A 23,387-nucleotide genomic window follows, 5' to 3' on the forward strand; every position below is an offset into this window, starting at 1 on the left:
CTTTTAGCTTCTATGAAATGAATCCCTATAGCGAAAATGGCCAAAGAGGCCAACATGAGAGTTAGTAATAAAGACCGAGACTTAATCATCCCATGATTTTCAATCTGGTATTTGTAAATGTCATCTTAATAAATTGGATCAGCATTATTCATGGGGTTGAATAGTCTTTCTATATTTCACCGGCTAATCAACAACATCAATTGAGAGTAAGATGCCTTCTATAGGAGGACATGCTTATGAAAAAATTATTATTCACACAAAAAAGCGATTATCCACATTGGGTTGGGGATGGTTTTCCTGTCAGATCACTTTTTAGCTACAATGACCTTGGTAAAGATATCTCACCATTTCTATTACTAGACTACGCTGGCCCAACTGAATTTCCACCAACTAACCATATCAGAGGAGTGGGAGAACATCCTCACCGCGGATTTGAAACCGTGACAATTGTTTATTCTGGAGAAGTTGAGCATCGAGATTCTTCAGGTGGGGGCGGCATTATCAAACCGGGCGATGTCCAATGGATGACGGCCGCTTCGGGATTGGTCCATGAAGAGAAACATGGAAAAGAATTTTCGAAAACTGGTGGTGCTTTTGAGATGGTCCAATTGTGGGTCAATCTTCCAAAAAAATTCAAGATGTCTCGGCCTCGTTACCAAGGCATTAAAAATGAAAACATCCCACTTGTCTCGCTTCCTAACGAAGCAGGAACTCTAAGAGTTATTGCTGGAGAATACTTGGGACACAAGGGTCCAGCTTCAACCTTCTCGCCTATTAATCTATGGGACATCAGAATGGGTGCGGGACATACTACAGAGTTTAAAGTTCCGGCAGGACACACTACTGCAGTTTTTGTCTTGAGCGGGCAAGTGACTCTCGCCGATGGCAAAAAAATCGGTGAAGCAGAGATCGGAATTCTTAGTAAAGAAGAAACAAACTTCACGATCACTGCAAATGAAGATGCCAAGATCTTATTTATGGGTGGTGAACCCATCCAAGAACCAATCTTTGGTTACGGTCCGTTTGTTATGAATTCAATGCAAGAAATTCACCAAGCGTTCCAAGATTTTCAAGATGGTAAAATGGGGTCTTTAGGAAGAATTGAAGGCGCAGAGTAACTCTACGCCTTCAGTCTTTTAGCAAATTCTAGATAACCTAATAACAGTCCCTCTAATTTCTTTTCTGTTCCTTGATCTACCAAAGTACCTTCAGTAGAAAAGGCCTCATGCGCCTTCGGTAATGCAAAGGATTGCGGATAAACATAAGATCCGAGTGCTTCAAAAGGCGCTCGGGTCTGTCCCAATGCTCTGATTGAACCGAAAGCTCCTGGAGAAGCACCGGTTAAAAGAATCGGTTTTTTCTCTAAAGGAACAGGTCGAATCCGTGAGACCCAATCAATCGTGTTTTTAAGCGATCCTGCAATTGATCCATTATATTCTGGGCTACAAGTGATAATGGCATCTGCCTCTTTAATCATTTTTCCCAACTCTAAAACACCTTGTGGAATTCCCTCTGCTTCAATGTCACCATCGTAGACAGGAATCGAAAGCGATTTAAGGTCTGCAATACGAGTCTCACAATCAGGGAATTTCTTGATCAGTTGATCTATGACTGAAAGTAATTTCTTATTTAATGAGTCTTTTCTCAGGCTCCCAGAAAACAATAAAATTTTCATACGTTCTCCTATAACAATTTAACTCAGCTAAGCTTACACCATTTCACGTATCATTTAAAAAAAATCATAATTTTATCTTCACTCAATTGATTGACCTTTAAGGCCGTGACTAGTCTAAGCGTATTTCCAAAGGAGGAAACTATGACTAGTGAAACCAGAAGAGATCCTAACGGCGATAGACTTCTTACGCCCGAAAACTCGGCCCTCATCATCATTGATTATCAACCAGTACAGGTAAATTCAATTGCCTCCATGGATCGCCAGTTACTCATTAATAATATCGTTGGTCTGGCGAAAATCGGACTTGCTTATAATCTTCCGATCGTCCATTCAACAGTTAACGTTGAATCCGGTCTGAACAAGCCGCCTATTCCTCAGCTCAGAGCAGTTCTTGGAGAACTTCCTACTTATGACCGAACCACTATTAACGCATGGGAAGATACTGAGTTCAAACAAGCAGTTAAAGCAACTGGTAGAAAGAAACTCATTATGGCCGCACTATGGACAGAGGCCTGCCTCACCTTCCCATCTCTAGATGCATTGGCAGAGGGATACGAAGTTTACGCCGTGGCGGATGCAGTAGGCGGAACATCTCTTGCCGCCCATGAAATGGCCCTTCACCGGATTGAACAAGCAGGCGCTAAACTCATTAGTTGGGGTCAACTCCTTTGCGAACTACAACGTGACTGGAGTAGAAAAGAAACAGTTCCTGACTTTATGAGATTATTCATTGAGACTGGTGGTACGGCCGGTATTCAATTCTCTTATGATCGAGAGATTCCATCGGGATCGCGCGGCCGAAGTGAAGCACAGGCCTCTCATCCTCATTAACAAAAAAAAGAGCAAGCACATAGGTGCTTGCTCTCCTTTTATTTATTTCTGAGAATCAAGTTTCTCATCATTTTTCACAACCTCCTGGGCCTTCATATAGCTTTCAATCAAAAGCTGATATGATGGGAAAATCTTCGTATAGATTTCGGCCCATTCCTGCGCATCAGGGCAATTCCAAGTTTTTTGTAACTCAGATGCAACCGCCGCTGTGTCCATTGGAACAACTCCTGCTTGCATGACTCTCGCGAGAGTAATTTCTTGGGCCATTTTAGAATAAGTCCCCGAAGCATCAATAACTGCAAAGACCTTATAACCATCATAGACAGCGCTGATGGCCGGGAATGCCATACATACACTGGTAATCGTTCCGGCAATAATCAAAGTCTTTCTTCCAGTGGCCTTTACTGCTGCCACGAAGTCAGGATTGTCCCAGGCATTGATTTCACCTTTGCGAGCAACATACTTAGCGTGAGGGGCGTTTTGATGGATTTCAGGGATTAAAGGGCCATTAGGACCTTGAGGAACCGATGCCGTTGTAATCACCGGCATCTTCGAAAGCGTCGCCATTTTAGCTAATGCCGCCGCATGAGAACGTAGCGTTGTCATTGGCATATCGCCAACAGTCTGGAACAGACCACTTTGATGGTCAATTAACAGCATTACAGCGTCATCAGGGTTAATAACTGGGCGTGAATTGTTAAAGTTAGCAATAGTGGTTGGAATACTCATACACAATCTCCTTGTTGATGTGGACAACCTCCATTGACTATAGGTCATAATGCTATTTACTATTAGACAGAAAAATATAAAGACAGTTTCCATGGGTATAGAAAATGCAAACAATTGATCTGAATGAAATTTTAGTTTTTATTAAAGTGGTCCAGACTGGAAGCTTTACTCATGCAGCAAAGCACTTAGGCATGCCCATTTCTACTGTAAGTGCTCGAGTATCCTCACTGGAAAAAAGATTAGGGGTCACTCTTCTTCAAAGAACGACAAGACAATTAAAACTCACTCAGGCGGGCCACAGTTATTATGAACAATCTCTACGCGGGCTCGAAGAGATTCAGAAAGCAGAAACTGATGTGACTTCAAACCTGGCCGAGCCTCAAGGTGACTTACGAATCACTGCTCCCATTTTTTTGGCCAATACGCTCATGCCTAAAGTCATCTGTGAGTCGATGAAAAAATATCCTAAAATTAAAATCGAACTCATTCTGCAAGATCGTGCCGTTGATCTCATCGCCGAGGGCGTGGATCTTGCGATCCGCGCCGGTGATTTAAAGGATTCGACTTTAATTGCCAAAAAATTAGGCATCGTTCATTTCTCTGCTTTCGCAACAAGTGGCTATTTAAAAAATAAAGGCCCCATCAATCATCCTAAAGACCTGCAAGAGCATGTCTGCCTTCAGTTTGCTCCTCTTGGTCGTCATGAATGGTCCTTTAGTAATGGAAAAAGTAGAGTGAATGTCCCTCTTAAGGGTAAACTTGTCATTGATGATTTGAGCATGATTAAGTCGCTGGCCCTTTCAGGCAATGGAGTTGCTCTGCTTCCGACTTATATTTGTGAGGAAGAAGTTAAAAAAGGTCGATTAGTTCCTCTTTTAACTGAATGGAAGTCGCATTCGCGCGCGATTCATTTTGTTCATCCCCCACAAAAATTTCCTTCTCCGAAGCTCAAGGCCTTTCTAGAACTTGCCTCTGACCAGATCAAAGAGCAATTGTCATAAACAAGGCCACCGAAGTGGCCTTGTAAAATCTAATGACTATATCTTTGGGAATCAAGTTGCTCATTATTCTTGACCACATCCTGGGCCTTTGTATAACTCTCAATGAGTAACTGATATGGTGGGAAAACTTCTGTATAAATTTGTGCCCACTCTTTCGCATCATCTCTATGCCATGTCTTTTGAATCTCTGACGCCACTGCCGCTGTGTCCATTGGAATAGCACCTGCCTGCATCACTCTCGCCAGAGTTATTTCTTGTGCCATTTTTGAATACGTGCCGGATGCATCGACGACCACAAAAACTTTATATCCTTCATGGATGGCACTAATCGCCGGGAAGGCCATACAAACACTCGTGATTGTTCCTGCAATGATAAGTGTTTTTCTTCCTGTCGCTTTAACCGCCGCCACAAAATCCGGGTTGTCCCAAGCGTTGATTTCTCCTCTTCGGGCCACATACTTGGCGTGAGGTGCATTTTGATGAATCTCAGGAATAAGAGGCCCGTTAGGTCCTTGTGGAACCGATGCAGTCGTGATCACAGGAATTTTACTTAAAGTGGCCATTTTGGCCAAAGCGCCAGCATTAGAACGAAGAGTTGTCATTGGCATGTCACCGATGGTTTGAAACAAACCACTTTGATGATCAATAAGTAGCATGACGGAATCATCTGGATTAATGACTGGTCTTTCACCATTAAAATTTGCAATTGAACTTGGAAACCCCATAGACCCTCCTCTGGTTAATGGAACCTCATACTTAAGGCCGAACAGAGGGTCATTGCTAGACAAAGAACAGAGAAACCAACTTGGTTAGAAATAAAAAAGGCCACCTTGAAGTGGCCTTAACCGTCACTATCGCTTAATTAAATACGCTCTTCAGATTGTTCGCAAGAAAGCTCTTCCTCTTTACAGAAGATACTGCCGCCTTTGGCCTGACACTGCTTAAGTGCTGCGGCCTTTGCTTCAATTTTTGTTGTCGCCTTTCCAATCACAACACCTACTGAAAATACGTTAGCGGAGCAAACGTATATAGTCTGAGTTCTTGGAATATTAGAAGTTTGAAGCTCATATACCTTGTCCTGAAGGTCCCGAACCGCTTGCTCTAGACGACGGACACGCATAAGCATATCACGGTCATCACGATCATCACCAACTTCAATTCTTACGATTGAACGGCCATCACGAAGAACTACTGTGCCACGGTCGTCACGATTACCACGACGAGACTGAGCAAAAGCAGAAAGTGAAGATAGAACAACTGAAAGAACTAGAACTAAAGAAATGATCTTTTTCATGAAACCCTCCAGAGGTTTTTTGAGAGACTTAAAAACAATGGAAGGATTTTAGAACGAACTTGGAGTTATTACTGCCGGGCCAGAAAGGAATACAAGGGCCGTCAAAAGTTTTGACGGCCTTTTAAACTTAATTCAGTCTAAAGTTCACCTTAAGTCATTCTAAGAAGGTCAAATCTAATGACTATCTTATTTTGAAGGGCCACGCGCGTTTAGGCTAAGTTCCATTCTCTTAAATCAGAGGTGGATTATGTTTTTATCAGTCGTGGCCCCTTGTTTTAATGAAGAAGAAGGACTCAAAGAATTTTATCAACGAGTAGTAAAAGCAGTTAAAGCAACTCATGCGACTTTTTATGAAATCATTCTTGTGGATGATGGCTCTAAAGATCGAACTTGGGACGTCATTTGCTCACTCCAAAGACAAGATTCAAATGTTCGTGGATTTAAACTCTCCCGAAATTTTGGACATCAATCGGCCCTGACGGCCGGACTCTTAAGCGCCAGAGGAGATTATATCTTCATTATTGATTCTGATTTGCAGGATCCACCTGAACTACTGACGCCGATGCTGGAAAGAATGTGCGATGGTTTCGATGTGGTCTATGGCCAGAGAAAAAACCGTGCAGGAGAAACATACTTTAAGAAAGCGTCGGCCCATCTTTTTTATCGTTTTCTCTCTCTCCTTGCAGATATTAATATTCCAAAAGACACCGGTGATTTCCGTCTCATGAATCGAAAAGTTCTGATGGCCTATCAGTCATTAAATGAATCACATCGTTTTACAAGGGGCCTTATTGCTTGGCTGGGCTTCAAACAGACCGCACTTCCCTATGACCGTCATGCGAGGTTTGCTGGAACCACCAAGTATCCATTAATGAAGATGATTAACTTCTCACTTGATGCAGTCACTGGATTTTCATTAAAACCACTTCGTCTTATTATTCTCGTGGGTGTCGTCACTTCATTCGTTGCCCTCCTTGCTTTGGCCTACACATTATATGGATGGGTCTTCTCAAAAAACATTCCGGGGTGGACAAGTCTTATGACTGTCATTCTTCTTTTGAGCTGTGTGCAACTTATTTGTGTGGGAGTTGTTGGTGAATACGTAGGAAGAACTTTTACCGAAACAAAAAGAAGACCACTCTACTTCATCCAGGACAGTATGGATGCCACTGCCGATTCTCAAGGCGATAAACTAGAAACTCTGACCATGGCCGCCAATCACCCTAACATTCATAACGAGCTCCAATGACATCTGACAAACGATATGACCTTTCTGTTATTTCACTCTTGATTCTTGCCCTCGCCGTGCGCCTGTGCTTCTTGTTTTACGGCAAATCACTCGAAGATCAAATTTGGTCTGACATGAGAGAATACACCGTAAAAGCTGATATGATTATAAATGGCGAATGGAATGCCATGCACTTCTTTCAATCTATCGGATACTCTTTCGTCATTATTTTCTTTAAAAAGAACTTTGAGCATTGGGGAAAAGCACTCGCTTATTTCCAAGGTATCATTTCTTTCTTAACTGTATGGCCCATTTTCAGGACCGCCACCGAGGCCTTTGGTAAAAAAGTTGGGTTAATCACACTTCTCTTAGTTGCTTTAAATCTTCCGTGGATAGTTTTTATTAATCTTGCTTTGCCCGAGACCATCTTTACCTTTCTCATGGCACTTTTAGCTTGGTTTAGTTACAGAATTGTCTACAGTGAAGGGCCAACAACAAAATATGCAGTCGGTTGGGCACTGTCTTTTCTCCTCGCCTTCTGGCTTAAAGGAACTCATGTTTTTCTTATGCCTTTGTTCCTCTTAGGCCTTTTTGCCATCAAGCGCTGGAAGGCCATTCCAAACATGGTCACAATCAGTGCAATTTTTATTATTGGTGTATGTCTTCATGGTGTACTTACCTACAATACAATAGGAAAGTTTCAACTCTCCTCATCTACCGGCGGACTTAACTTCATTGAAGGCAAATGCCCAATTAAGAACAACCATGATTCCGTTGGTTATTCTTTTCTTTCACCAGTGTATTTCCAAATGGGACTTTTTCAGGAGAAGAAATGGGGACAACCATTTTCCAATTCTTCCTACTTCATGAAAGAAGGATTTAAGTGCATTAAGAAAGATCCATTGGTCTTGCTTCAATCGTTTGAAGCGATTCCTTTTCTTTTTATGGGCAATACTCTTTGGCCAATAAATCAGATGTCTTATTCGGCCCTCGCCCGACTCTATGAACAGATTTTTGCGGTTCTTCTCATCACAGGTCTCGCCCTCTTCTTAGTTTCTGAAACGAACGATCCAGACAGGCTTCGTGGATTGGTGGTCTGGGGACTTCCAGTGTTATCAGTATTTTTATGCGTGTATGTTTTTAAAAGCGAAATGAGATATCGGATTCCGTTTGATGTATGGTTTATTCCGATAGCAGTGGCGGGCTGGATAAAAAAAGGCCCCGTTTTCACGGGGCCCAGGATATTAGAAAACGTTTACGTTAGCGCTGATAGCAATATTTGTTCTGTCCAGACGAATGTCGCTTGGAATGAATTGGATGTTCGGGTAAAGGAACACGTCACGAGTAAGAGAGATACCTAGACCAACAGATTGGTAAACTTTACGTTTAGTCCAAGTTCCGTTCTCTTGTGTGCGGTACTGCTCATATACCTGCCAACCGAACACAGTTCTTAGGTTGAATGTATCGTTAATTACGTATTCAGCAGCTGGGTAAAGACCAAGAACGTTTCTCGATGTGTTCTTATTGTGCTCGCTGAAATCATACCAAATACCTTGGAATGCCATACCGTATGAGAAACCAGTTGTGCCCCAGTCTTTCATGAATACTTGTGAAAGGAAGTAAGAGGCCTTGTAACCAAGATCAGTTTGTTGGTTGTTAGTGATCCAAGTCGGCTTAAGTGTTGTTACTGATTGCATGCCCCAAATACGATCCAAGTGAGTATACTTTAAAAATGGGTCAGCGAAGTTTAGCTCTTGGCTGTTATCATCAAAGCTCTTTTTAAGAGCAGCATTGTCTGTATCAATTGATGAGTGGAATGGAGTCGTCATGAAGAAACCCGTAGACGCTGTGATACTGTCTAGAGCTGTAAGACGATATCTCACACCAAGTTCACCTGTTAGGTTTTGAAGTGTAAGAGCATCTTTACCATTTGTAATATTTGGACGCTCAGGCTGAGTAGGATTAGCTAGTGAACCACCTTGATAGTTGAAGTACATAGCAGCACTCCACTTCGATAGTGATCCAGCATCAGCGCGAAGACGACGGTTAGTGATAACCTGGTCAGCTTCATCTTCTTTCTTCTGCTCAACTTTTACTTCCTGAGTTGCAGGAGTAGTTGTTTCTTTCTTTTCTGTTTTTGTGGCCTGCGCCATTACCACTGTTGGAAGCGCAATAAGAACTAGCAATCCAATAATCTTCGACATGTATGTCCCCTATTAAAAAACCTTAATCTAACATAAAGATTTTTCTCATGATGTAAAGGCGATGCAAGAATATTTCAGAGAAAGATTCAATTAATCACAAGTTATGGAGACAAATTGACCTCGTTTTCGATATAACGCGCCTACTTGAACAGGTGAAGCCCGGTGAGAATCCGGCACAGTCCCGCTACGGTTACCGAAAGGAAGTCCGATCCCTCTCAAGCAACTTATTATCCCGTGGAGGAAATCATGCATCTCGAAGAAAGAAAGTTGGCCGCACGCACTCGCGTTTTCAAAGCGGTCTTTCCAGGCGAAACCAATCACTACGATACGCTCTTTGGAGGCACGGCTCTGCAATGGATGGATGAAGTCGCCTTCATTGCGGCCACTCGTTTTTCCCGAGAAAAAGTCGTGACAGTGAGTTCAGACAAAGTGAATTTCAAGGTTCCTATTCCGGCCGGAAGCTTGGTGGAGCTGGACGCGCAAATCACTAAAGTTGGTAACACCAGCATTGAAGTCAGTGTCGATGTCTATAAAGAAGATATGTATTCAGATAAACGCGAACTCGCACTCCATGGGAGTTTTGTTCTGGTCGCCATTGGGAGAAAGAAATGAAAAAGTTTTTTGTATTACTGGTATTGCTTGTCTTTGAGGCGAAGGCACTAACAATTGAATTCTTGGGACCCTGTTCCCAAAAACCTCTTCTCACTTCGCAGGTGAAAAGCACGACTGCAAAATCTGTGGGTGAACTCACGATTGCCACATTAGAAAGATTCAGAGCTCCTCATGCTGGAAATACTCGCGGTCTAAATACGGCGTTCAATACACCAATCGGCCTGGATGCGATGGAAGTCATTAGTGATTATGAAATGAGAAGTTATGGCTGGTGCTACAGTGTGGACAATGCCATTCCAGAAGTATTTCCAGATGAGTTTCCGATCTCAAATAAGATTCAGAAAATCACCTGGTTTTATGGATATGCTCATTACTATAAGGGCGAATGGCTGAGTCAATGTGAGCCGGCCTGGGAAATCAGACCGGCATTTCTTTGTATAAAGTAACTTTGGACTAGTGAGCGTGTCCACCCACGCTCACTTCTCTACCTTCTTCGATTTCAATTTCTGATTCGATCAGCTTTCCACTGGAAGCATAGTCTTTGTGTGAGTTCGTAGTAAGGACAACTTTCACTTTGCTCTTACCTGGGGGAAGAATCACATGGACCCACTCTCCATAAACACGACCAACTTTTTTACCATTTACGAATAAGTGAGCATGGCCCTCACCTGGCTTATCACCAAGTCCGCTGCTTTCAGGAGTGAACTTGTAGTTAGTAGTTTGAAGGTGCAAGTTCCAACCACTCACTGGATCTTTCATCGGATGAACGGCAATTGTTGGAACCGGCATTTCAGCAGGGATTTCAAACATTGGGTGATCAACTTTTTTTGCCATTGATTCAGCGTGAATCTCTGTCGCCATTTTCTGATAAGGAAAAGCAAGGACAGCAAATAGAATGATAAAGTTCACGGCCGCAAACAATGATCTTAGCCAGAATGCTTTATGGTAACGGATTGGGGCCTGATAATAATGTCCTGGACCTTTCACAATGAACACTAAGAGAGCGCCGTGAAGCATAGTGTGTCCAACCACCTCAGTTTTTCCGAAGAAACAAGTCGTAGTGAAGAACACCAGAGTAATCACAATCGCCAACGGACGGTGAAGAAGACAAATGATCAATAAATAACCAAGAGTAAACTCTACGAAGGCACAGCTGATGAGGAAGAAATCATGGGGAAGTCCCATTGTAAGGGCCGGAGCTTTTGCAAGAACCGAAAGACCCCAGAATGGGTAGAAGATTTTTTCAAAGGCCACCCAACATAGTGAGAAGCCCAGACCTGAATACAACACAGGAAGATCCAGGTTTTTCAATCTTTCATTCTTTAAATTCGAAAAGATTAAGTACAACCCTACTGCCGGATAAACCACGTAGTCCAACATATGGAAAAGGCCCTGACTGAAAATACACATGATGTATAGGAATATCATTCCCAGACCAGTCAGAATTGTTGTCTCTTTAAATAACAAACAAAGAGCTAAAGCGAATTGAAACCAGACCCAAACTTGAGAAGTGGCGGCGATTTCCGGTGCGACGACCGAGTCACCTTGCCATGACATAAGAAGAACAGCTCCCATCGTTACACGCATAATGAGAGGGCCATTGTCAGCATAACGATCAAGGAACTCATTAGTTTTCACATAAAGAGTTGAACGATCGGCCAGCTTATCTAGGTAAACCATCAAAGGCAAACTCACTACTGAGAGCAAGAACAGCCCCCAAAAGGTCGGAGTATTTAACTGAGCGAATGTTAGAGGAACAGCATCAAAACTATAATCACTGAACCATTTCACGTGTGCCATGGCCAGGGACGGGACGAGAGCAAGAACGAGGAACATGAGGGATTTCATATTGGACTCCTGATGCTCCTATTCTAGAGCATAAGATCGTCCAATACATGATTTGAATCACATAATCGAAAAAATAAAGGCCCGTAACCGGGCCAATCCCTTAGTGTTGGATAAGTTCGATCTTATAGCCATTGGGATCTTCAACAAAAGCAATGACAGTGGTTCCATGTTTCATAGGACCAGGTTCTCTCACCACTTTTCCACCCATCGCACGGACCTTCTCACAGGCACCTTTGATATCTTCTGTTCCAAGAGCAATATGACCGAAAGCATTCCCTAGCTCATAAGAATGTTTGCCATAGTTATAAGTCAGCTCGATACAAGGATCTTGCTTCGTTTTTCCATAACTAAGAAAGGCCAGGGTAAATTCGCCGTCGGGGTAATCTTCTTTTGAAAGAAGATTCATGCCTAAAACTTTTGTATAGAAGTTAATTGATTCATCAAGATGATTTACACGAATCATAGTATGTAGATATTTCATTTTTCTCCTAGTCCCAACCGATGACTTGATAACCTTTTTCGGCCAGGCATTGATTAACATAACGACGTTTTAATTCATCAGGTTTAACCGCACCTGCTGCTCCTCCACCCGCGGCACCAATGGCACCACCTCGAACAACTCCTCTTCCCATATTTCCAGTGAACATCCCACTCACTGCACCCATCGCTGCACCAATGGCCGCTCCCGCGCCCGCACCTTTGGCGACTTGTTTCCCCTTAGAGCTTTCAAGATAAGCGTCTGCATCAGCGATACACTGATCTACATCTTTCTTGGACGCTTCTTTTCCAACTGTTTTTAATTTTTGGTTCGGATACAACTGTGGTTTTGAAGCACAAGAAATAACTAAAAGAAGGAGTAATAAGTATTTCATAATTTTCTCCAGATGACATTTTCCACATTATACCAGAAGATTTCCCTACAACTATTGTTGAGGAGATTTATGATCGAGCTAAACGCCGCCAATTTAACATCACTAGTTACTTTGACTGCCATGGAAACCGTACTGGGTATTGATAATATCATCTTTATTGCTATTCTGGTGGCAAAACTCCCTCAAGAATCCCAAAACAAAATTAGAAATCTCGGAATTGGCCTGGCCTTGATCATCCGCGTCCTTCTTCTCTTCTCAATTAGCTGGATCATGACGCTAACAGAACCTTTGTTTTCTATCATGGACCATTCGTTCTCGGGTCGCGATCTCATTCTTCTAGGTGGTGGTCTGTTCCTTATTGGTAAATCAACTTTTGAAATTCACCACAAGGTAGAAGGTGATCCACAGGTTCATTTACATGAAGCTGAAAAAAACGTGAAAAAGAAAGTTAGTCCCGGCATGATGCTTTTTCAAATTCTTATTCTAGATATCGTGTTCTCACTAGATTCAGTGATCACAGCAGTTGGTATGGCCAACCAGATTTCCATCATGGTGATCGCGATGGTGATTTCAATGATCATTATGTTGGCGTCTGCAGGTCAAATCAGTGCCTTCGTGGACAAACATCCGACGATTAAAATCCTCGCACTTTCTTTCTTACTATTGATTGGTGTGATGCTGGTGGCGGAAGGAATGGGCGCACATGTTTCGAAGGGATATATTTACTTCGCCATGGCCTTCTCACTTGCGGTAGAGCTTTTGAATATGCGCTACCGCAAGAAGAACGTAAAACCTATTGGTACTCTTTAGGAAAAAGATCTGCATTTAGATGACGAAGCACTTGAAGGACTTTTGCGAGATGAAGATTTTCATCTCCACCTTCAAGGCGCTTTAAAAAGGCCAGACCAACACCTGAGCTTTTTGCTAATTGCTCCTGTGTGTATCCACGCTCTTTTCTTCTTTTACGAATGAAGTAGGCAACAGATCCAATTTCTCTTTCGATTTCCGCGTTTGAACGGCGAATAACTTCCATGTCATCCTCCCCTTTTACTCACCATTTTAATGCTAAAAGCATTTTGCGCAAGTAAGAAGAGGAGGAGCTGGAATTTGATACTAAAATCTTTTTACTCAACTTCTTTTAGACTCATTCCTGAGCTGTTAATCAGCGAACTCTGAGTACTCGGCGGTCTCTGTCGCTTCTAGTGGTCTCTCTTCTGGTTCGATGAGTGCTGAATGGTCTACGATTTGATCCTTAGGGATCACTCGTTTTTTATAAAAGTTTGGCTCCTCGGCCTTCACAGATGCAATGGTCCTGGCAGGGGCCTCAAATGAACTCACGAACGCCATAAGGGCCGCGTCTTTTTTCTTCTTTAGAATCGACAGTGCCGTAAGCCCTCTTCCATCCTTCTTATTAAAATCGGCCTTTTGTTCTTTCCAGTAAGAAAGCATTGGCAAGCAATCATTTTCCGCCGCAATCGTTAATGGAGTAGATCCGTCCTTTGCCTTAGCGTCCCAACGAAGCTGCCCTTTTTCATGTAGGATCGCCGTGAGCTTATGAGCACAAGCGGCACTGGCCATATGAAGAAGCGTCCAACCTTTCGGTCCATAGGCCAACTGATATTTTGGATTTTCAAGGGCCATTTGAGAAAGGAGTTCCGGATTGTTTTTTCCAATTGAAAGAGAAACCACATCAAAAGGTTTCCCTTCTGCTTGCTGCACATAAGGAACTTTCTTATTGTGAAGATACTTCATGAATGAAGCACGTTCAAAATAAGACATCCCTTGAGCAACTGTGTAGACCTGACCATCAATCGCAGGAAGATTATCATGCAATTTACCACCGGCCTCGATAAATGCTTCGAATGCTTTCTGATCATTTTTGATCAACGCAAGAAGAGCATCATCAGTCGAGCCTGATTCATTCTTTGCATTTTTTGGATTTGAAAGAAGCCAGACGGTCGAAACAGCAACAACACCTAAAAGACAAGCAGCTGAAATCAGTGCGCGTTTATTGTCCACAAAATCCCCCCATGGAAGTAGTGATTAAACGGCATCATTCTAATTGAAGACACAATCTAAGAATGGGAATTAATGAGCAAAGTCCATGAATCTACCACCTTAGTCTGATAGGCCCTGCCCTAAAGACAAAATTTATGACACGAAAAATTGGCAGTTAGAGATAATAAGTTACAATAATTCCATGAGGTATATCCTTCTCTTGACTCTAACTTTGATGGCACATGAGGCGTTTTCTTCTCCCGCCGAAGAACCGCCTGATACATCTATTGCCATTCTAGAATCGGCACGCGAGCTATTTGGGACCCAAGCAAATTTTGCGGCCAACCGTCTAGACTCCTTCTTCGCGACTGAGCGTGCGGACGATGAATTTGGAAGAAGCCGGATTCGTATTCGCTCTCAGTTTCTTTTACGAGAAAGGGCCATTTCTGATTTAAATAACCAGTACCGAGTGAACTTGAAACTTCCTCGACTGGAACAGAAGTTTCGCTATGACACTTATGCTGATGACGAGAAGAAAAAGCGCAGGATCAGAAAAAATAGTCCGGTAAGAGAGGCCGATTTAACTGAGAAACTTACAAGGGACCGAATTGCCACAGGCTGGTTATTCAACGCGGACATTGGAGTCACGGCCGCCATTCCCCCACGCTTAACCACGCGTGCCCGTGTTCGTAAAACTTTTCTGACGGGAACACTGATCAATCGTTTTGTAGAACAGTTGACCTATGTTACGAGTGAAGATGGACTTCAGGAAGAAACGCAACTTTTCACCGATTACGTTTACACAGATGATTTCCTGTTCCGTTTTTTGAATGAAAAGAGATGGCAGATTCTTCAAAAAGAAATCAACACCAACCATGGCCCAACCTGGTGGCATCGAATGACAGAAAACGACGCTTTTATCTACGGAGCAACTTTTCAGACGATCATTAACAATGGCCCTTGGCATGTTAATAACTATCGCTTGAGCGTTAACTATCGTCGCAACTTATACCGGCAGTGGATTTATTTCGATGTGATTCCAGGATTGGATTTTCCCAAAGAGTGGTCCTTCCGAAGAACTCCCTTCATTATTTTTCAGCTCGAAGTTCTCTTTGGAACATAGGATCCGCAAGAGCTCTAATGCCTTCTCATTTTCATCGAAAGCGTATTTAACAATTTCCTGAATCAGTTCTAGGTTTTGCTTCTCAATACTTCGATGAGGCAAAACTAAAATATCTTCATGTTCAGTCAGGGTCTCATTACCCACGAGATAAAGCTCTTCAAATAACTTCTCACCTGGTCTGATCTCGGTGAAAATAATCGGAATTTCCTCCTCGGTTTTTCCCAGTAACTGAATGACCTTTCTCGCCATTTCAATCACTTTAACCGGCGGACCCATCTTTAGAATATAGACGTCACCTGGATTTGAAAGCTGCCCCGCCTTTAAAACCAGTTTCACTGCTTCAGAGATGAGCATAAAGTATCTCATCATATCCGGGTGAGTGATGGTCACTGGCCCGCCAGAGAGAACTTGTTTTTCAAGAAGTGGAATGAGGCTCCCGGAGCTTCCAAGAACATTCCCAAAACGGACCGAGCAAAAACGTCTTCCGCTTTTTTCGGCCGCTTCTGTGATGAGCATCTCACAGATTCTTTTTGTGGCACCCATAATACTAACAGGGTTCACGGCCTTATCAGTCGAAACCATGACGAATGTTTTAACTTGGAAATCAATCGAACAATCAATCAGATTTTTTGTTCCTAGGACATTATTAACGATCGAAGAATATGGGTTACTCTCCACCAGATGAACATGCTTATAGGCAGCGGCATGATAAACATAATCAGGGGAATACTTATGAAAAATTTTGATTAATGAATGCAGTTCTTTAATATCAGCGAGAATCGAAACAATCTCAACCTCAAAATTGCGTTCGCGTAGCTCAGAATCAATCTTGTAAAGGTTAAGTTCCGAGTGATCCAGGATAAGGAGTTTAAGAGGTCTCATCTGAATGATCTGACGGCAAAGCTCACTCCCGATGGAACCACCGCCACCCGTCACCATCACGATTTTATTCTGCAGTTGTTCTGCTACCGGCCCAAGATCGACCTCTACCGGGGGACGATTGAGCAGATTTTTGAGATCCATCATGATTTAACTAAACCAAGAAATTGATTGTTGGTCAAAAAAAAGGGCCCCTTTCGGGGCCCTCAGAAACTATAGAAGAGCAATTAGAGGAGCGATTAGAAGTGATACTACTGACATCACTTTAATTAGGATCGCGATACCCGGACCAGATGTATCTTTGAACGGGTCACCCACCATATCACCTACTACGGCAGCTTTGTGAGTATCAGTACCTTTCTTCTCACCAGCAAGTTTGCCTTTTTCGATGTATTTCTTAGCGTTATCCCAAGCACCACCAGCGTTCGCCATGAAAAGCGACATAGTAGCACCTACAGCAAGAGCTCCTGCAAGAAGACCAGCAAGAGAAGCTGGACCCATGAAGAAACCAACAAGCACTGGAGCAACAATAGCAATGATACCTGGAAGGATCATTTCTTTAAGAGCAGCAGATGTAGCGATATCTACGATTTTCTTCGGCTCTGGTTCAGCTTTAAGCTCCATAAGGCCTGGGATCTCGCGGAACTGACGACCGATTTCTACAACGATCGCACCAGCGGCCTTACCTACAGCAAGCATTGTTGTTGAACCAACAAGGAATGGAAGGATAGCACCAAGAAGGATACCGATTAGGATTTTTGGATCAGTAAGAACTAGCTCAACAGCACCAAGACCAGCAAGTGAACGAACGTGGTTGATTTCGATGTTGAAAGCAGAAAATAGAGCAAGCACTGTAAGGATCGCAGAACCGATTGCGTAACCCTTACCGATAGCAGCAGTTGTGTTACCAACCATATCTAGCTCATCTGTGATCGCACGAACTTCAGGTCCTAGACCTGACATTTCAGAAATACCACCAGCGTTGTCTGAGATTGGGCCGTAAGCATCAACAGTCATAACAACCGCTGTACCACCTAGCATACCAACTGCAGAAAGAGCGATACCGTAAAGACCTAGGTACTTGTTAGAAAGGTAAGCAACAACAGCAACCACGATCATCGGGATAGCAGTTGATTCCATACCTACAGCAAGACCTTGAATGACGTTTGTACCAGCACCTGTTTTTGCAGATTCAGCAATACGAGCAACTGGGTTTGCAGAAGTATAATAATCAGTAACAAGACCGATAATAGTACCGCCGATCGCACCGATCGTCATAATTGCAGTTACAGATTGGTTAATTCCTAGAGAGGCCATGATCACGTAAGACGCGATAGCAAGAACCACTGGAGGAAGGATAAGAGCACCACGAAGAACTTTCGCTGGATCCATGTTCTTCATCATACGAGCGATGAAGATACAAACGATAGAAACAGCTAGACCAACAGCTGAAAGAACAAGAGGAAGACCAACAGCAACTAGTTTGTTAACTGTAGCATCTGCACTTGCAAGAAGAGTTGGAAGCTCAGAAGAAGTAAGAGCGATCGCCATAGCAGCTACGATAGCAGCAACCATTGACTCGTAAATGTCCGCGCCCATACCAGCAACGTCACCAACGTTATCACCAACGTTATCCGCGATAACACCAGGGTTACGAGGATCATCTTCAGGAATGTTTTCGATTACTTTACCAGCGATGTCTGAACCTACGTCAGCAGCTTTTGTATAAATACCACCACCGATACGAGCGAAAAGAGCGATCGATGAAGCACCTACTGCGAACGAGTGAAGGATCGTAGCAAGGTGTTCAGAATCTTGGAAACAGATGTAAAGAACGCCAAGACCGATTGAACCTAGACCAGCAACTGAAAGACCCATAACCGCACCACCATCAAGGGCAGTAAGAAGGGCCTGAGCTTTTGAACCAGTACGAGCAGCTTGAGTTGTTTTTACGTTAGCGTAAGTAGCTGCCTTCATACCGATATAACCAGCAAGAAGAGAAAGGAATGCACCAAGCACGAATGCAGCAGCAGCGATTCCACCAAGACCGTAACCGATCAAAGCAGCAACAACTACGCCGTAAACAGCGAGTACTTTATACTGTCTGAAAAGAAACGCCATAGCGCCTTCGCGAATATAACCCGCGATACGTTCCATCGTTTCTGTTCCTTTTCCTAGTTTCATTACCTGAAAATAGAAGAAGGCTGCGATCAATAGGCCAACTACGCCAAAGATCACTGGGGTTTTCACCCACAACAACCAAGATTCCATCATGCTGATCTCCTCAATATAGTGCAGAAAAATTTTGTATAGAATTTTGTACTAAAAATGACGGGTATCGTAAACGTAAAACAGGGAAAAGACGTGGATAACAAGGAGCAGCACGGGCACCCGTTTAAAGCGCCCGCACCTGAAAAGAATTACTTACAGATTCCGATTCCCCAACCCAGTGAGAAAACCTTCCCAACGATGAAACCTCTACTGTCATAAAGAACGTTCAAGGTAACTCCATTTGAGTCTTCGGCGTTGGCAAATGGATGAAGGTTATAAATTGTCGCCATAGTTGCGGTCCTGCCCGCAGGGATCTTGGCCATATTTAAAATGTACTTTAGTCGAGCAAGTTCATTACCGGTTACAAAATCAGTGACCTCGATTTGTTTTTCTGTCGGCATCTCTTTGCCATCCACCATGATTACAGCTGAATAACGAGTATTCGTTTTATTCACAACGATTGAAAAGTTGATTGGTTCCCAATGTGGAAGATCATCAGTCCCCGAGAGGAATTGACTGTTACGACAAGTTTCAACCACTGAACTGAATGCATGAGCGGAAAAGAGAATAAAAGCGAGTAAAATCAAAAGATTTTTCATGTGAGAGACTCCTAAAAGTTGGTGGAGACTCTATAAAACAAACTTAGGTGGTATGAAAAGTCTATGTGAACATTTGACGTCTTTTTCACTCTCAATTAGTTTCTGCTAATGGAAAATCGTAGGGAAATTTTGATCCAACATATGGAAGGCCTGGAGACCCGTGGAATGGGTTGTCTGGGCTGCCCGGGTACATGCTGTACTTACGAGGCCAATTCTATGCTTTTAACGCCTTTAGAGGCATATGAGTTATTCACCTTCCTGCAGACAAGTGGCCAGCTCACCCCAGAGCTTAAGGCCAAACTAGAAGCCTCTATCACCACCTATCGCTTAGAACCCAAATACCCTAAAACTCGCTCTTATCTTCGTAAAACTTATACCTGCCCTTTCTTCGGACACATGGAACTCGGATGCCCACTGCCCCGAGAAGTAAAGCCCTATGGTTGTCTCGCCTTTGACTCACACCATGTGGAACTCAAGGCCTCTGAGCATTGCTATTCAGAAATTGAGCTCTTGGAACAACGTGAGCGCCTGCATACTGAAGAACAAGAACTCAATCAAAAAATCCAAAAAGACTTTAATATCTTCTGGGAAAAGAGCCCTATTCCTAACGCTCTCCTCGATTTCTGGAAAAATTGACATTTCTACCTGCATCCAGCTGAAATAGAAGTAACAAGGATGTTTTATGAAATTACTTCTTCTCTGCTGCCTATTCATTTCTTCTGCCTATGCTCAGACTTTCGTTTCAAATGAAACAAAAAGTGATTTCAAGTTTCAGGGCACAATGATTAAAGAGGCCACTCAGAAAAAAGCAGTTCTGACGATTAGACAGAGCAATGGAAAACAAGATCTGGTTCTAGCAATGGAAGTTAAAGATTTTGAATTCAAGGACTCGTATCAGAAAGAAGAGTTTAACGATATCTACATGGAGTCTCATCTCTTTCCTCAAATCAGAGTAACTGGTCAATTTGTCGAAACTATTGATTTGAACGCCAATGGTATGTATCCGGTGACTTTCAAAGGTCGCTTCACAATGAGAAAAATTCCCGTGAATGTTGAGATTCCGATGCAAGTGGAAATCAAAGATAAAGAAATGACTGTGTTTTTTGAAAAGGAAGTAGACCTTAAGGCCTTCCAAGTTTCTTATGCAGGAGCAGGTTCCGCCATTGGCAGAACCGCTACCTTTGTTTTCAATGGAAAATTAGTTCGAACTCACTAAGGAAGTTGAGAGGCCAGGTTTTTCACTTCATCAGAAACTTTCGCGTCTGAAATGGGAAGAAAGATTTCCCAATTGGTGATCTGAGTTAAGGTCTTTTTCCAACATACCGCTCGGATCGCCGGAACTAAATCATCGTTCTCAGCACAGCTCTTCATAAACTTCAACGTCTCTTCGCGCTTGGCCGGATTAGCATCGGCCTCTTCGATCAATTGACCGATTTTCATCCCACCCTCAACGATGAAGTCTGGAGTATGGTGAACTTCTTCGTCTGTCAGCCCTTCCAAATCTCTCAAAGATGGAAGCTCAGTCATTGTCACTGACAGTTCTTTTGGGTCAGCAGATGGTTTTTCGGTGGTTGGGGCAACTTTTGGAATCGTGGCCCTGTGGTCATGATCGTGATCATGATGATCAGTCGACTTTTCAGTCTCTGTTTCAGTCACTTCTGTATCTTGAGGTTTACTTCGGAGAAAAATCATCGCCCCGAGAACCAGGGCGATGACGACAACAAGTGATAACTTGGTTTTTCTATTCATTATCTTCTAATTTTAAGAGAACGATCCATCATCTGTTGAGAGGCCTGAAGAGATACTGGCTGCCATTGGCCTTCTGGTCTCGGGTCCAGAATGATGTTCTTGCTTGGCATATTTGAAGGAACATTTCTCTTATCATTTTCTAGCAGAGCAATGCGAGCTTCAAGATTTTTGATTTCTGCATCGATCTCGGCCTGAATTTCTGGCTTCTGAGTTGGACGCATGGCCTTATATTGCTCGATTAGTTGCTTTTTCTGATCAATCTGAGTCTGAATAATGAAACGCTTAGCGTCCGGAGTCAGTTTCAGAATACGGCCGAATGAATCAGCAACTTTCGCAGTCAAAGCACCAATCTCTTTTTGGCTACACTGAGTACAGTTCATAAGTAAGTGCTTCTCTGAAAGACCACCAACTGTATAAGAACCGTTTACAGAGAACTCACAAGCGGCCGCACCTCTGTACGGGTGATTCGGAGGACAGATATCGTGTGTGAACGAGTTACTCTTCCCGTTACCATCAGAGTGACGGGCCTCGTGGAAAAGTGTTCCTAGACGAGAAATTGAGTTCGCAGGTGCGTTTACGTTTGGATTAAGAAGGAAGCGTGGAAGGAAAAGACCTTCACCAACTTGTAGAAGACCAACGCGGGCAGAAGTCAGCATCACCTTCTCACCATCAAAATTAACACCTAGTAGAGTATTTGCCTGCTTACCCATAAGGTAAACGGCGCCACCTAGGTTAGACATAACGACAACCGGCTTACTATTTTTAGCACCTTCATTGTTCGTAGATGAGAAAGCATCCGGAAGCGGAGTATTTGGGAATCTATATCCAGAGGCCTGAAGAACGTTTCTGTCATCAAGTTGATAACTTTCACCCACAATGTAACGAACACGGTTTACAAGCCAGTTATGCATGTTTGGACCGTCACCCTTAGATACTTGAGCGGTTCCCATGAAGATAGGATCTGGTCTTGTTACTGGAGTGTTATAGAGGTAGCTCAAATCTACTTTAATCTGATCGATCTGAACTTTAGGCATGGAAGAGTGAAATTTCAATCCACCAAACTCAGTAGCAGCTGATGCTGAAGTGAGGGTAGCAGCGAGAGTAAGTACAGCGAGTAGTTTCATTCCTTTCCCCTATTTCGTTATGGTTTCTAAAGGTGAGCTGTAGTAACACTCCGAAGCGCGTTAGGCGACTTGTTTTTTCTTGAGTGAAAAATTTACATGAGTGGTTTTTTTTGGATTAAAAATCATTTATGGGCAAAAAAAATCACCGTCTTACGACGGTGATTCATTCTTCATTATTTCTTAGGTCAATTTTATTTAAGAGATTTTTCCATCAGCTTCGAAGATTGATTCACTGTCATTTCAGAGAATTTTCCTTCAGGAGTTGCATCATATTCTGAAGATTTCTCTGGTTGAGTGAGAAGTGTTTTCAATTCTTTTTCCATCTCTGCAACCTGTGCTTTTAATTTATCAACCTCGGCCTGATACTTTTCTCTAATTTCTGGAATTTCTCGGATAAGTAATTCATAAGTTTTAATAATATCTTTGTAGGTATCAATCTGCTGAGTAAGATATTTTATACGATCCAGTTTTTCGATATTAACCACACGGCTAAACGAATCTAGAACCTTTACAGAAAGTGCTGTCAGTTCTTCGGTAGAACAGTCAGAACAGTTTTGAAGCAAGTGACGCTGGGCCAGTCCACCTAAAGTATAGGGACCATTTCCAACAATTTCACAAGCAGCATAACCAGCATAAAAATGACCTTCAGGACAAATTTTATGAAGGAAACCAGTTCCCTTACCGTTTCCATCGCTATGACGGGCCTCGTGAAAAAGAGTTCCCAGGCGAGAGATCGAATTCGATGTGGCATTGGGATTTTCACGATTGATTTCGAAGTCTTTGAAGAAAAGACCTTCACCAACCTGAAGAATACCAGTACGCGGAGAAGTTACATAAACTTTTTCACCGTCAAGTTTAAGTCCGAATGGGACACGGGCCTTCTTACCACTGAGATATAAAGCAGTTCCAATATTTGACATCACTGTTTTAACGTCTCTTTCTTCCTCTTCCATGGCACTCAGTCGGTCTTTCTTCTCCAGCCCGTCCGGGAAAGGCGTGTTTGGAAAATTAAAAAAGATCGCTCTTCTGATACTAATTGCGATGTTCTCATCATTCAGTTTGAAGTTCTCACCCACGATATGACGAACACGATTTAGGATCCAATTATGCATTTCCTTTCCATCACCAGTTTGCATCTTGGTCATGGCCAGAAAATCTTTATCCAAATTAGAAACTGGGTTTTGGTAAATATACCGAAGATCAGACTTAAGAACATTAACTTGGTTCTTTTCAACTGAAGAATGAAAAGTAATTCCACCAAATTCTTCAGCGGCATAAGCTGATGTTAAAGAAAATAGGATTGTCAGAGTTGTTAGAAGTTTCATAGTTCCCCAATTGTTTGCGGGGACC

27 protein-coding genes are annotated in these 23,387 nt (G+C 42.8%); 11 read left to right on the plus strand and 16 right to left on the minus strand.

Features of this window, described 5'->3' with window-relative positions; genetic code table 11:
• The first annotated feature begins 236 nt into the window (after positions 1-236).
• Complete coding sequence (locus tag ACJVC5_RS02050) at positions 237-1,118, plus strand: pirin family protein (protein ID WP_408097718.1); 882 nt, start codon at positions 237-239, stop codon at positions 1,116-1,118.
• A gap of 2 nt (positions 1,119-1,120) precedes the next feature.
• Here the strand turns inward: ACJVC5_RS02050 and ACJVC5_RS02055 are convergent, their stop codons facing one another.
• Complete coding sequence (locus tag ACJVC5_RS02055) at positions 1,121-1,675, minus strand: NADPH-dependent FMN reductase (protein ID WP_408097719.1); 555 nt, start codon at positions 1,673-1,675, stop codon at positions 1,121-1,123.
• Positions 1,676-1,816: 141 nt separating this feature from the next.
• On the opposite strand from ACJVC5_RS02055, the gene ACJVC5_RS02060 reads away from it, so the two are divergent.
• Complete coding sequence (locus ACJVC5_RS02060; protein ID WP_408097720.1) at positions 1,817-2,506, plus strand: hydrolase; 690 nt, start codon at positions 1,817-1,819, stop codon at positions 2,504-2,506.
• A 42-nt stretch (positions 2,507-2,548) separates the two neighbouring features.
• On the opposite strand, the gene ACJVC5_RS02065 is transcribed toward ACJVC5_RS02060, so the two are convergent.
• Entirely contained in the window at positions 2,549-3,235 is a 687-nt protein-coding gene (locus tag ACJVC5_RS02065; RefSeq protein WP_408097721.1) for a hydrolase, read from the minus strand.
• A gap of 104 nt (positions 3,236-3,339) precedes the next feature.
• Between ACJVC5_RS02065 and ACJVC5_RS02070 the strand changes: the two genes are divergently transcribed.
• A complete protein-coding gene (locus ACJVC5_RS02070; protein WP_408097722.1) occupies positions 3,340-4,236 on the plus strand; it encodes a LysR family transcriptional regulator in 897 nt (298 codons plus the stop codon).
• Between the two features lie 29 nt (positions 4,237-4,265).
• Here the strand turns inward: ACJVC5_RS02070 and ACJVC5_RS02075 are convergent, their stop codons facing one another.
• Both ACJVC5_RS02075 and ACJVC5_RS02080 read right to left on the minus strand, forming a co-directional pair.
• Entirely contained in the window at positions 4,266-4,961 is a 696-nt protein-coding gene (locus ACJVC5_RS02075; RefSeq protein ID WP_408097723.1) for a hydrolase, read from the minus strand.
• Positions 4,962-5,098: 137 nt separating this feature from the next.
• Positions 5,099-5,530 carry a hypothetical protein gene (locus tag ACJVC5_RS02080; protein WP_408097724.1) on the minus strand — a complete coding sequence of 144 codons (432 nt, stop codon included), beginning with the start codon at positions 5,528-5,530 and terminating at the stop codon, positions 5,099-5,101.
• Between the two features lie 247 nt (positions 5,531-5,777).
• On the opposite strand from ACJVC5_RS02080, the gene ACJVC5_RS02085 reads away from it, so the two are divergent.
• The gene (locus ACJVC5_RS02085) at positions 5,778-6,779 is read left to right on the plus strand and encodes a glycosyltransferase family 2 protein (RefSeq protein ID WP_408097725.1); all 1,002 of its coding nucleotides are present in this window, start codon (positions 5,778-5,780) and stop codon (positions 6,777-6,779) included.
• On the plus strand, positions 6,776-8,119 hold the full coding sequence (locus ACJVC5_RS02090) for an ArnT family glycosyltransferase (protein ID WP_408097726.1): 1,344 nt from the start codon (positions 6,776-6,778) through the stop codon (positions 8,117-8,119). Before ACJVC5_RS02085 ends, ACJVC5_RS02090 begins: the two co-directional genes overlap by 4 nt.
• Here ACJVC5_RS02090 and ACJVC5_RS02095 read toward each other — a convergent pair.
• Entirely contained in the window at positions 8,003-8,962 is a 960-nt protein-coding gene (locus ACJVC5_RS02095) for a hypothetical protein (RefSeq protein WP_408097727.1), read from the minus strand. The two genes, ACJVC5_RS02090 and ACJVC5_RS02095, sit on opposite strands and share 117 nt — an antisense overlap.
• Before the next feature lie 246 nt (positions 8,963-9,208).
• Here ACJVC5_RS02095 and ACJVC5_RS02100 point away from each other — a divergent pair, with 246 nt between their 5' ends.
• Positions 9,209-9,574, plus strand: a complete 366-nt coding sequence (locus ACJVC5_RS02100; protein WP_321394100.1) for an acyl-CoA thioesterase — start codon at positions 9,209-9,211, stop codon at positions 9,572-9,574.
• Entirely contained in the window at positions 9,571-10,020 is a 450-nt protein-coding gene (locus tag ACJVC5_RS02105; RefSeq protein ID WP_408097728.1) for a hypothetical protein, read from the plus strand. Before ACJVC5_RS02100 ends, ACJVC5_RS02105 begins: the two co-directional genes overlap by 4 nt.
• Positions 10,021-10,027: 7 nt before the next feature.
• Here ACJVC5_RS02105 and ACJVC5_RS02110 read toward each other — a convergent pair whose 3' ends face one another.
• The 3 genes from ACJVC5_RS02110 to ACJVC5_RS02120 all read right to left on the minus strand — a co-directional run bounded on the left by ACJVC5_RS02110 (position 10,028) and on the right by ACJVC5_RS02120 (position 12,294).
• Positions 10,028-11,422, minus strand: coding sequence for a hypothetical protein (locus ACJVC5_RS02110; protein WP_408097729.1), 1,395 nt, complete (start codon positions 11,420-11,422; stop codon positions 10,028-10,030).
• Positions 11,423-11,522: 100 nt separating this feature from the next.
• On the minus strand, positions 11,523-11,903 hold the full coding sequence (gloA, locus tag ACJVC5_RS02115) for a lactoylglutathione lyase (protein ID WP_408097730.1): 381 nt from the start codon (positions 11,901-11,903) through the stop codon (positions 11,523-11,525).
• Positions 11,904-11,910: 7 nt separating this feature from the next.
• The gene (locus ACJVC5_RS02120) at positions 11,911-12,294 is read right to left on the minus strand and encodes a cell envelope biogenesis protein OmpA (RefSeq protein WP_408097731.1); all 384 of its coding nucleotides are present in this window, start codon (positions 12,292-12,294) and stop codon (positions 11,911-11,913) included.
• Between the two features lie 69 nt (positions 12,295-12,363).
• On the opposite strand from ACJVC5_RS02120, the gene ACJVC5_RS02125 reads away from it, so the two are divergent.
• Positions 12,364-13,104: a TerC family protein gene (locus tag ACJVC5_RS02125; protein ID WP_408097732.1), complete on the plus strand. Its 741-nt coding sequence runs from the start codon at positions 12,364-12,366 to the stop codon at positions 13,102-13,104.
• On the opposite strand, the gene ACJVC5_RS02130 is transcribed toward ACJVC5_RS02125, so the two are convergent.
• Both ACJVC5_RS02130 and ACJVC5_RS02135 read right to left on the minus strand, forming a co-directional pair.
• Positions 13,088-13,327: a helix-turn-helix domain-containing protein gene (locus ACJVC5_RS02130; RefSeq protein WP_408097733.1), complete on the minus strand. Its 240-nt coding sequence runs from the start codon at positions 13,325-13,327 to the stop codon at positions 13,088-13,090. The genes ACJVC5_RS02125 and ACJVC5_RS02130 overlap by 17 nt on opposite strands.
• Positions 13,328-13,452: 125 nt before the next feature.
• On the minus strand, positions 13,453-14,313 hold the full coding sequence (locus ACJVC5_RS02135) for an ankyrin repeat domain-containing protein (protein ID WP_408097734.1): 861 nt from the start codon (positions 14,311-14,313) through the stop codon (positions 13,453-13,455).
• A gap of 181 nt (positions 14,314-14,494) precedes the next feature.
• Here ACJVC5_RS02135 and ACJVC5_RS02140 point away from each other — a divergent pair, with 181 nt between their 5' ends.
• Positions 14,495-15,415: a hypothetical protein gene (locus tag ACJVC5_RS02140; RefSeq protein ID WP_408097735.1), complete on the plus strand. Its 921-nt coding sequence runs from the start codon at positions 14,495-14,497 to the stop codon at positions 15,413-15,415.
• Here ACJVC5_RS02140 and ACJVC5_RS02145 read toward each other — a convergent pair.
• From ACJVC5_RS02145 to ACJVC5_RS02155, 3 genes are all read right to left on the minus strand, one after another.
• Positions 15,299-16,441: a UDP-N-acetylglucosamine 4,6-dehydratase family protein gene (locus ACJVC5_RS02145; RefSeq protein ID WP_408097736.1), complete on the minus strand. Its 1,143-nt coding sequence runs from the start codon at positions 16,439-16,441 to the stop codon at positions 15,299-15,301. The two genes, ACJVC5_RS02140 and ACJVC5_RS02145, sit on opposite strands and share 117 nt — an antisense overlap.
• A gap of 66 nt (positions 16,442-16,507) precedes the next feature.
• A complete protein-coding gene (locus ACJVC5_RS02150; RefSeq protein WP_408099217.1) occupies positions 16,508-18,565 on the minus strand; it encodes a sodium-translocating pyrophosphatase in 2,058 nt (685 codons plus the stop codon).
• A 149-nt stretch (positions 18,566-18,714) separates the two neighbouring features.
• Positions 18,715-19,164 carry a hypothetical protein gene (locus ACJVC5_RS02155; protein ID WP_408097737.1) on the minus strand — a complete coding sequence of 150 codons (450 nt, stop codon included), beginning with the start codon at positions 19,162-19,164 and terminating at the stop codon, positions 18,715-18,717.
• A gap of 108 nt (positions 19,165-19,272) precedes the next feature.
• On the opposite strand from ACJVC5_RS02155, the gene ACJVC5_RS02160 reads away from it, so the two are divergent.
• Together ACJVC5_RS02160 and ACJVC5_RS02165 are read left to right on the plus strand one after the other, a co-directional pair.
• Positions 19,273-19,800: a hypothetical protein gene (locus tag ACJVC5_RS02160; protein ID WP_408097738.1), complete on the plus strand. Its 528-nt coding sequence runs from the start codon at positions 19,273-19,275 to the stop codon at positions 19,798-19,800.
• A 46-nt stretch (positions 19,801-19,846) separates the two neighbouring features.
• Complete coding sequence (locus ACJVC5_RS02165; protein ID WP_408097739.1) at positions 19,847-20,380, plus strand: hypothetical protein; 534 nt, start codon at positions 19,847-19,849, stop codon at positions 20,378-20,380.
• On the opposite strand, the gene ACJVC5_RS02170 is transcribed toward ACJVC5_RS02165, so the two are convergent.
• The 3 genes from ACJVC5_RS02170 to ACJVC5_RS02180 form a co-directional block, all read right to left on the minus strand.
• The gene (locus tag ACJVC5_RS02170; protein WP_408097740.1) at positions 20,377-20,913 is read right to left on the minus strand and encodes a hypothetical protein; all 537 of its coding nucleotides are present in this window, start codon (positions 20,911-20,913) and stop codon (positions 20,377-20,379) included. The genes ACJVC5_RS02165 and ACJVC5_RS02170 overlap by 4 nt on opposite strands.
• On the minus strand, positions 20,913-22,037 hold the full coding sequence (locus ACJVC5_RS02175) for a hypothetical protein (RefSeq protein ID WP_408097741.1): 1,125 nt from the start codon (positions 22,035-22,037) through the stop codon (positions 20,913-20,915). The genes ACJVC5_RS02170 and ACJVC5_RS02175 overlap by 1 nt, the downstream gene beginning before the upstream one ends.
• Positions 22,038-22,228: 191 nt before the next feature.
• Positions 22,229-23,362, minus strand: a complete 1,134-nt coding sequence (locus ACJVC5_RS02180; RefSeq protein WP_408097742.1) for a hypothetical protein — start codon at positions 23,360-23,362, stop codon at positions 22,229-22,231.
• Positions 23,363-23,387 lie beyond the last annotated feature (25 nt).

The organism is Peredibacter sp. HCB2-198 (assembly GCF_045999315.1).
In the GTDB taxonomy this organism is placed as follows: domain Bacteria; phylum Bdellovibrionota; class Bacteriovoracia; order Bacteriovoracales; family Bacteriovoracaceae; genus Peredibacter.

What these genes read in the sequence shown, in the direction of transcription:
- ACJVC5_RS02050 (WP_408097718.1), top strand. Translation starts at nt 237, where the DNA reads ATGAAAAAATTATTATTCACACAAAAAAGCGATTATCCACATTGGGTT.
- ACJVC5_RS02055 (WP_408097719.1), bottom strand. Translation starts at nt 1,675, where the DNA reads ATGAAAATTTTATTGTTTTCTGGGAGCCTGAGAAAAGACTCATTAAAT.
- ACJVC5_RS02060 (WP_408097720.1), top strand. Translation starts at nt 1,817, where the DNA reads ATGACTAGTGAAACCAGAAGAGATCCTAACGGCGATAGACTTCTTACG.
- ACJVC5_RS02065 (WP_408097721.1), bottom strand. Translation starts at nt 3,235, where the DNA reads ATGAGTATTCCAACCACTATTGCTAACTTTAACAATTCACGCCCAGTT.
- ACJVC5_RS02070 (WP_408097722.1), top strand. Translation starts at nt 3,340, where the DNA reads ATGCAAACAATTGATCTGAATGAAATTTTAGTTTTTATTAAAGTGGTC.
- ACJVC5_RS02075 (WP_408097723.1), bottom strand. Translation starts at nt 4,961, where the DNA reads ATGGGGTTTCCAAGTTCAATTGCAAATTTTAATGGTGAAAGACCAGTC.
- ACJVC5_RS02080 (WP_408097724.1), bottom strand. Translation starts at nt 5,530, where the DNA reads ATGAAAAAGATCATTTCTTTAGTTCTAGTTCTTTCAGTTGTTCTATCT.
- ACJVC5_RS02085 (WP_408097725.1), top strand. Translation starts at nt 5,778, where the DNA reads ATGTTTTTATCAGTCGTGGCCCCTTGTTTTAATGAAGAAGAAGGACTC.
- ACJVC5_RS02090 (WP_408097726.1), top strand. Translation starts at nt 6,776, where the DNA reads ATGACATCTGACAAACGATATGACCTTTCTGTTATTTCACTCTTGATT.
- ACJVC5_RS02095 (WP_408097727.1), bottom strand. Translation starts at nt 8,962, where the DNA reads ATGTCGAAGATTATTGGATTGCTAGTTCTTATTGCGCTTCCAACAGTG.
- ACJVC5_RS02100 (WP_321394100.1), top strand. Translation starts at nt 9,209, where the DNA reads ATGCATCTCGAAGAAAGAAAGTTGGCCGCACGCACTCGCGTTTTCAAA.
- ACJVC5_RS02105 (WP_408097728.1), top strand. Translation starts at nt 9,571, where the DNA reads ATGAAAAAGTTTTTTGTATTACTGGTATTGCTTGTCTTTGAGGCGAAG.
- ACJVC5_RS02110 (WP_408097729.1), bottom strand. Translation starts at nt 11,422, where the DNA reads ATGAAATCCCTCATGTTCCTCGTTCTTGCTCTCGTCCCGTCCCTGGCC.
- gloA (WP_408097730.1), bottom strand. Translation starts at nt 11,903, where the DNA reads ATGAAATATCTACATACTATGATTCGTGTAAATCATCTTGATGAATCA.
- ACJVC5_RS02120 (WP_408097731.1), bottom strand. Translation starts at nt 12,294, where the DNA reads ATGAAATACTTATTACTCCTTCTTTTAGTTATTTCTTGTGCTTCAAAA.
- ACJVC5_RS02125 (WP_408097732.1), top strand. Translation starts at nt 12,364, where the DNA reads ATGATCGAGCTAAACGCCGCCAATTTAACATCACTAGTTACTTTGACT.
- ACJVC5_RS02130 (WP_408097733.1), bottom strand. Translation starts at nt 13,327, where the DNA reads ATGGAAGTTATTCGCCGTTCAAACGCGGAAATCGAAAGAGAAATTGGA.
- ACJVC5_RS02140 (WP_408097735.1), top strand. Translation starts at nt 14,495, where the DNA reads ATGAGGTATATCCTTCTCTTGACTCTAACTTTGATGGCACATGAGGCG.
- ACJVC5_RS02145 (WP_408097736.1), bottom strand. Translation starts at nt 16,441, where the DNA reads ATGATGGATCTCAAAAATCTGCTCAATCGTCCCCCGGTAGAGGTCGAT.
- ACJVC5_RS02150 (WP_408099217.1), bottom strand. Translation starts at nt 18,565, where the DNA reads ATGGAATCTTGGTTGTTGTGGGTGAAAACCCCAGTGATCTTTGGCGTA.
- ACJVC5_RS02155 (WP_408097737.1), bottom strand. Translation starts at nt 19,164, where the DNA reads ATGAAAAATCTTTTGATTTTACTCGCTTTTATTCTCTTTTCCGCTCAT.
- ACJVC5_RS02160 (WP_408097738.1), top strand. Translation starts at nt 19,273, where the DNA reads ATGGAAAATCGTAGGGAAATTTTGATCCAACATATGGAAGGCCTGGAG.
- ACJVC5_RS02165 (WP_408097739.1), top strand. Translation starts at nt 19,847, where the DNA reads ATGAAATTACTTCTTCTCTGCTGCCTATTCATTTCTTCTGCCTATGCT.
- ACJVC5_RS02170 (WP_408097740.1), bottom strand. Translation starts at nt 20,913, where the DNA reads ATGAATAGAAAAACCAAGTTATCACTTGTTGTCGTCATCGCCCTGGTT.
- ACJVC5_RS02175 (WP_408097741.1), bottom strand. Translation starts at nt 22,037, where the DNA reads ATGAAACTACTCGCTGTACTTACTCTCGCTGCTACCCTCACTTCAGCA.
- ACJVC5_RS02180 (WP_408097742.1), bottom strand. Translation starts at nt 23,362, where the DNA reads ATGAAACTTCTAACAACTCTGACAATCCTATTTTCTTTAACATCAGCT.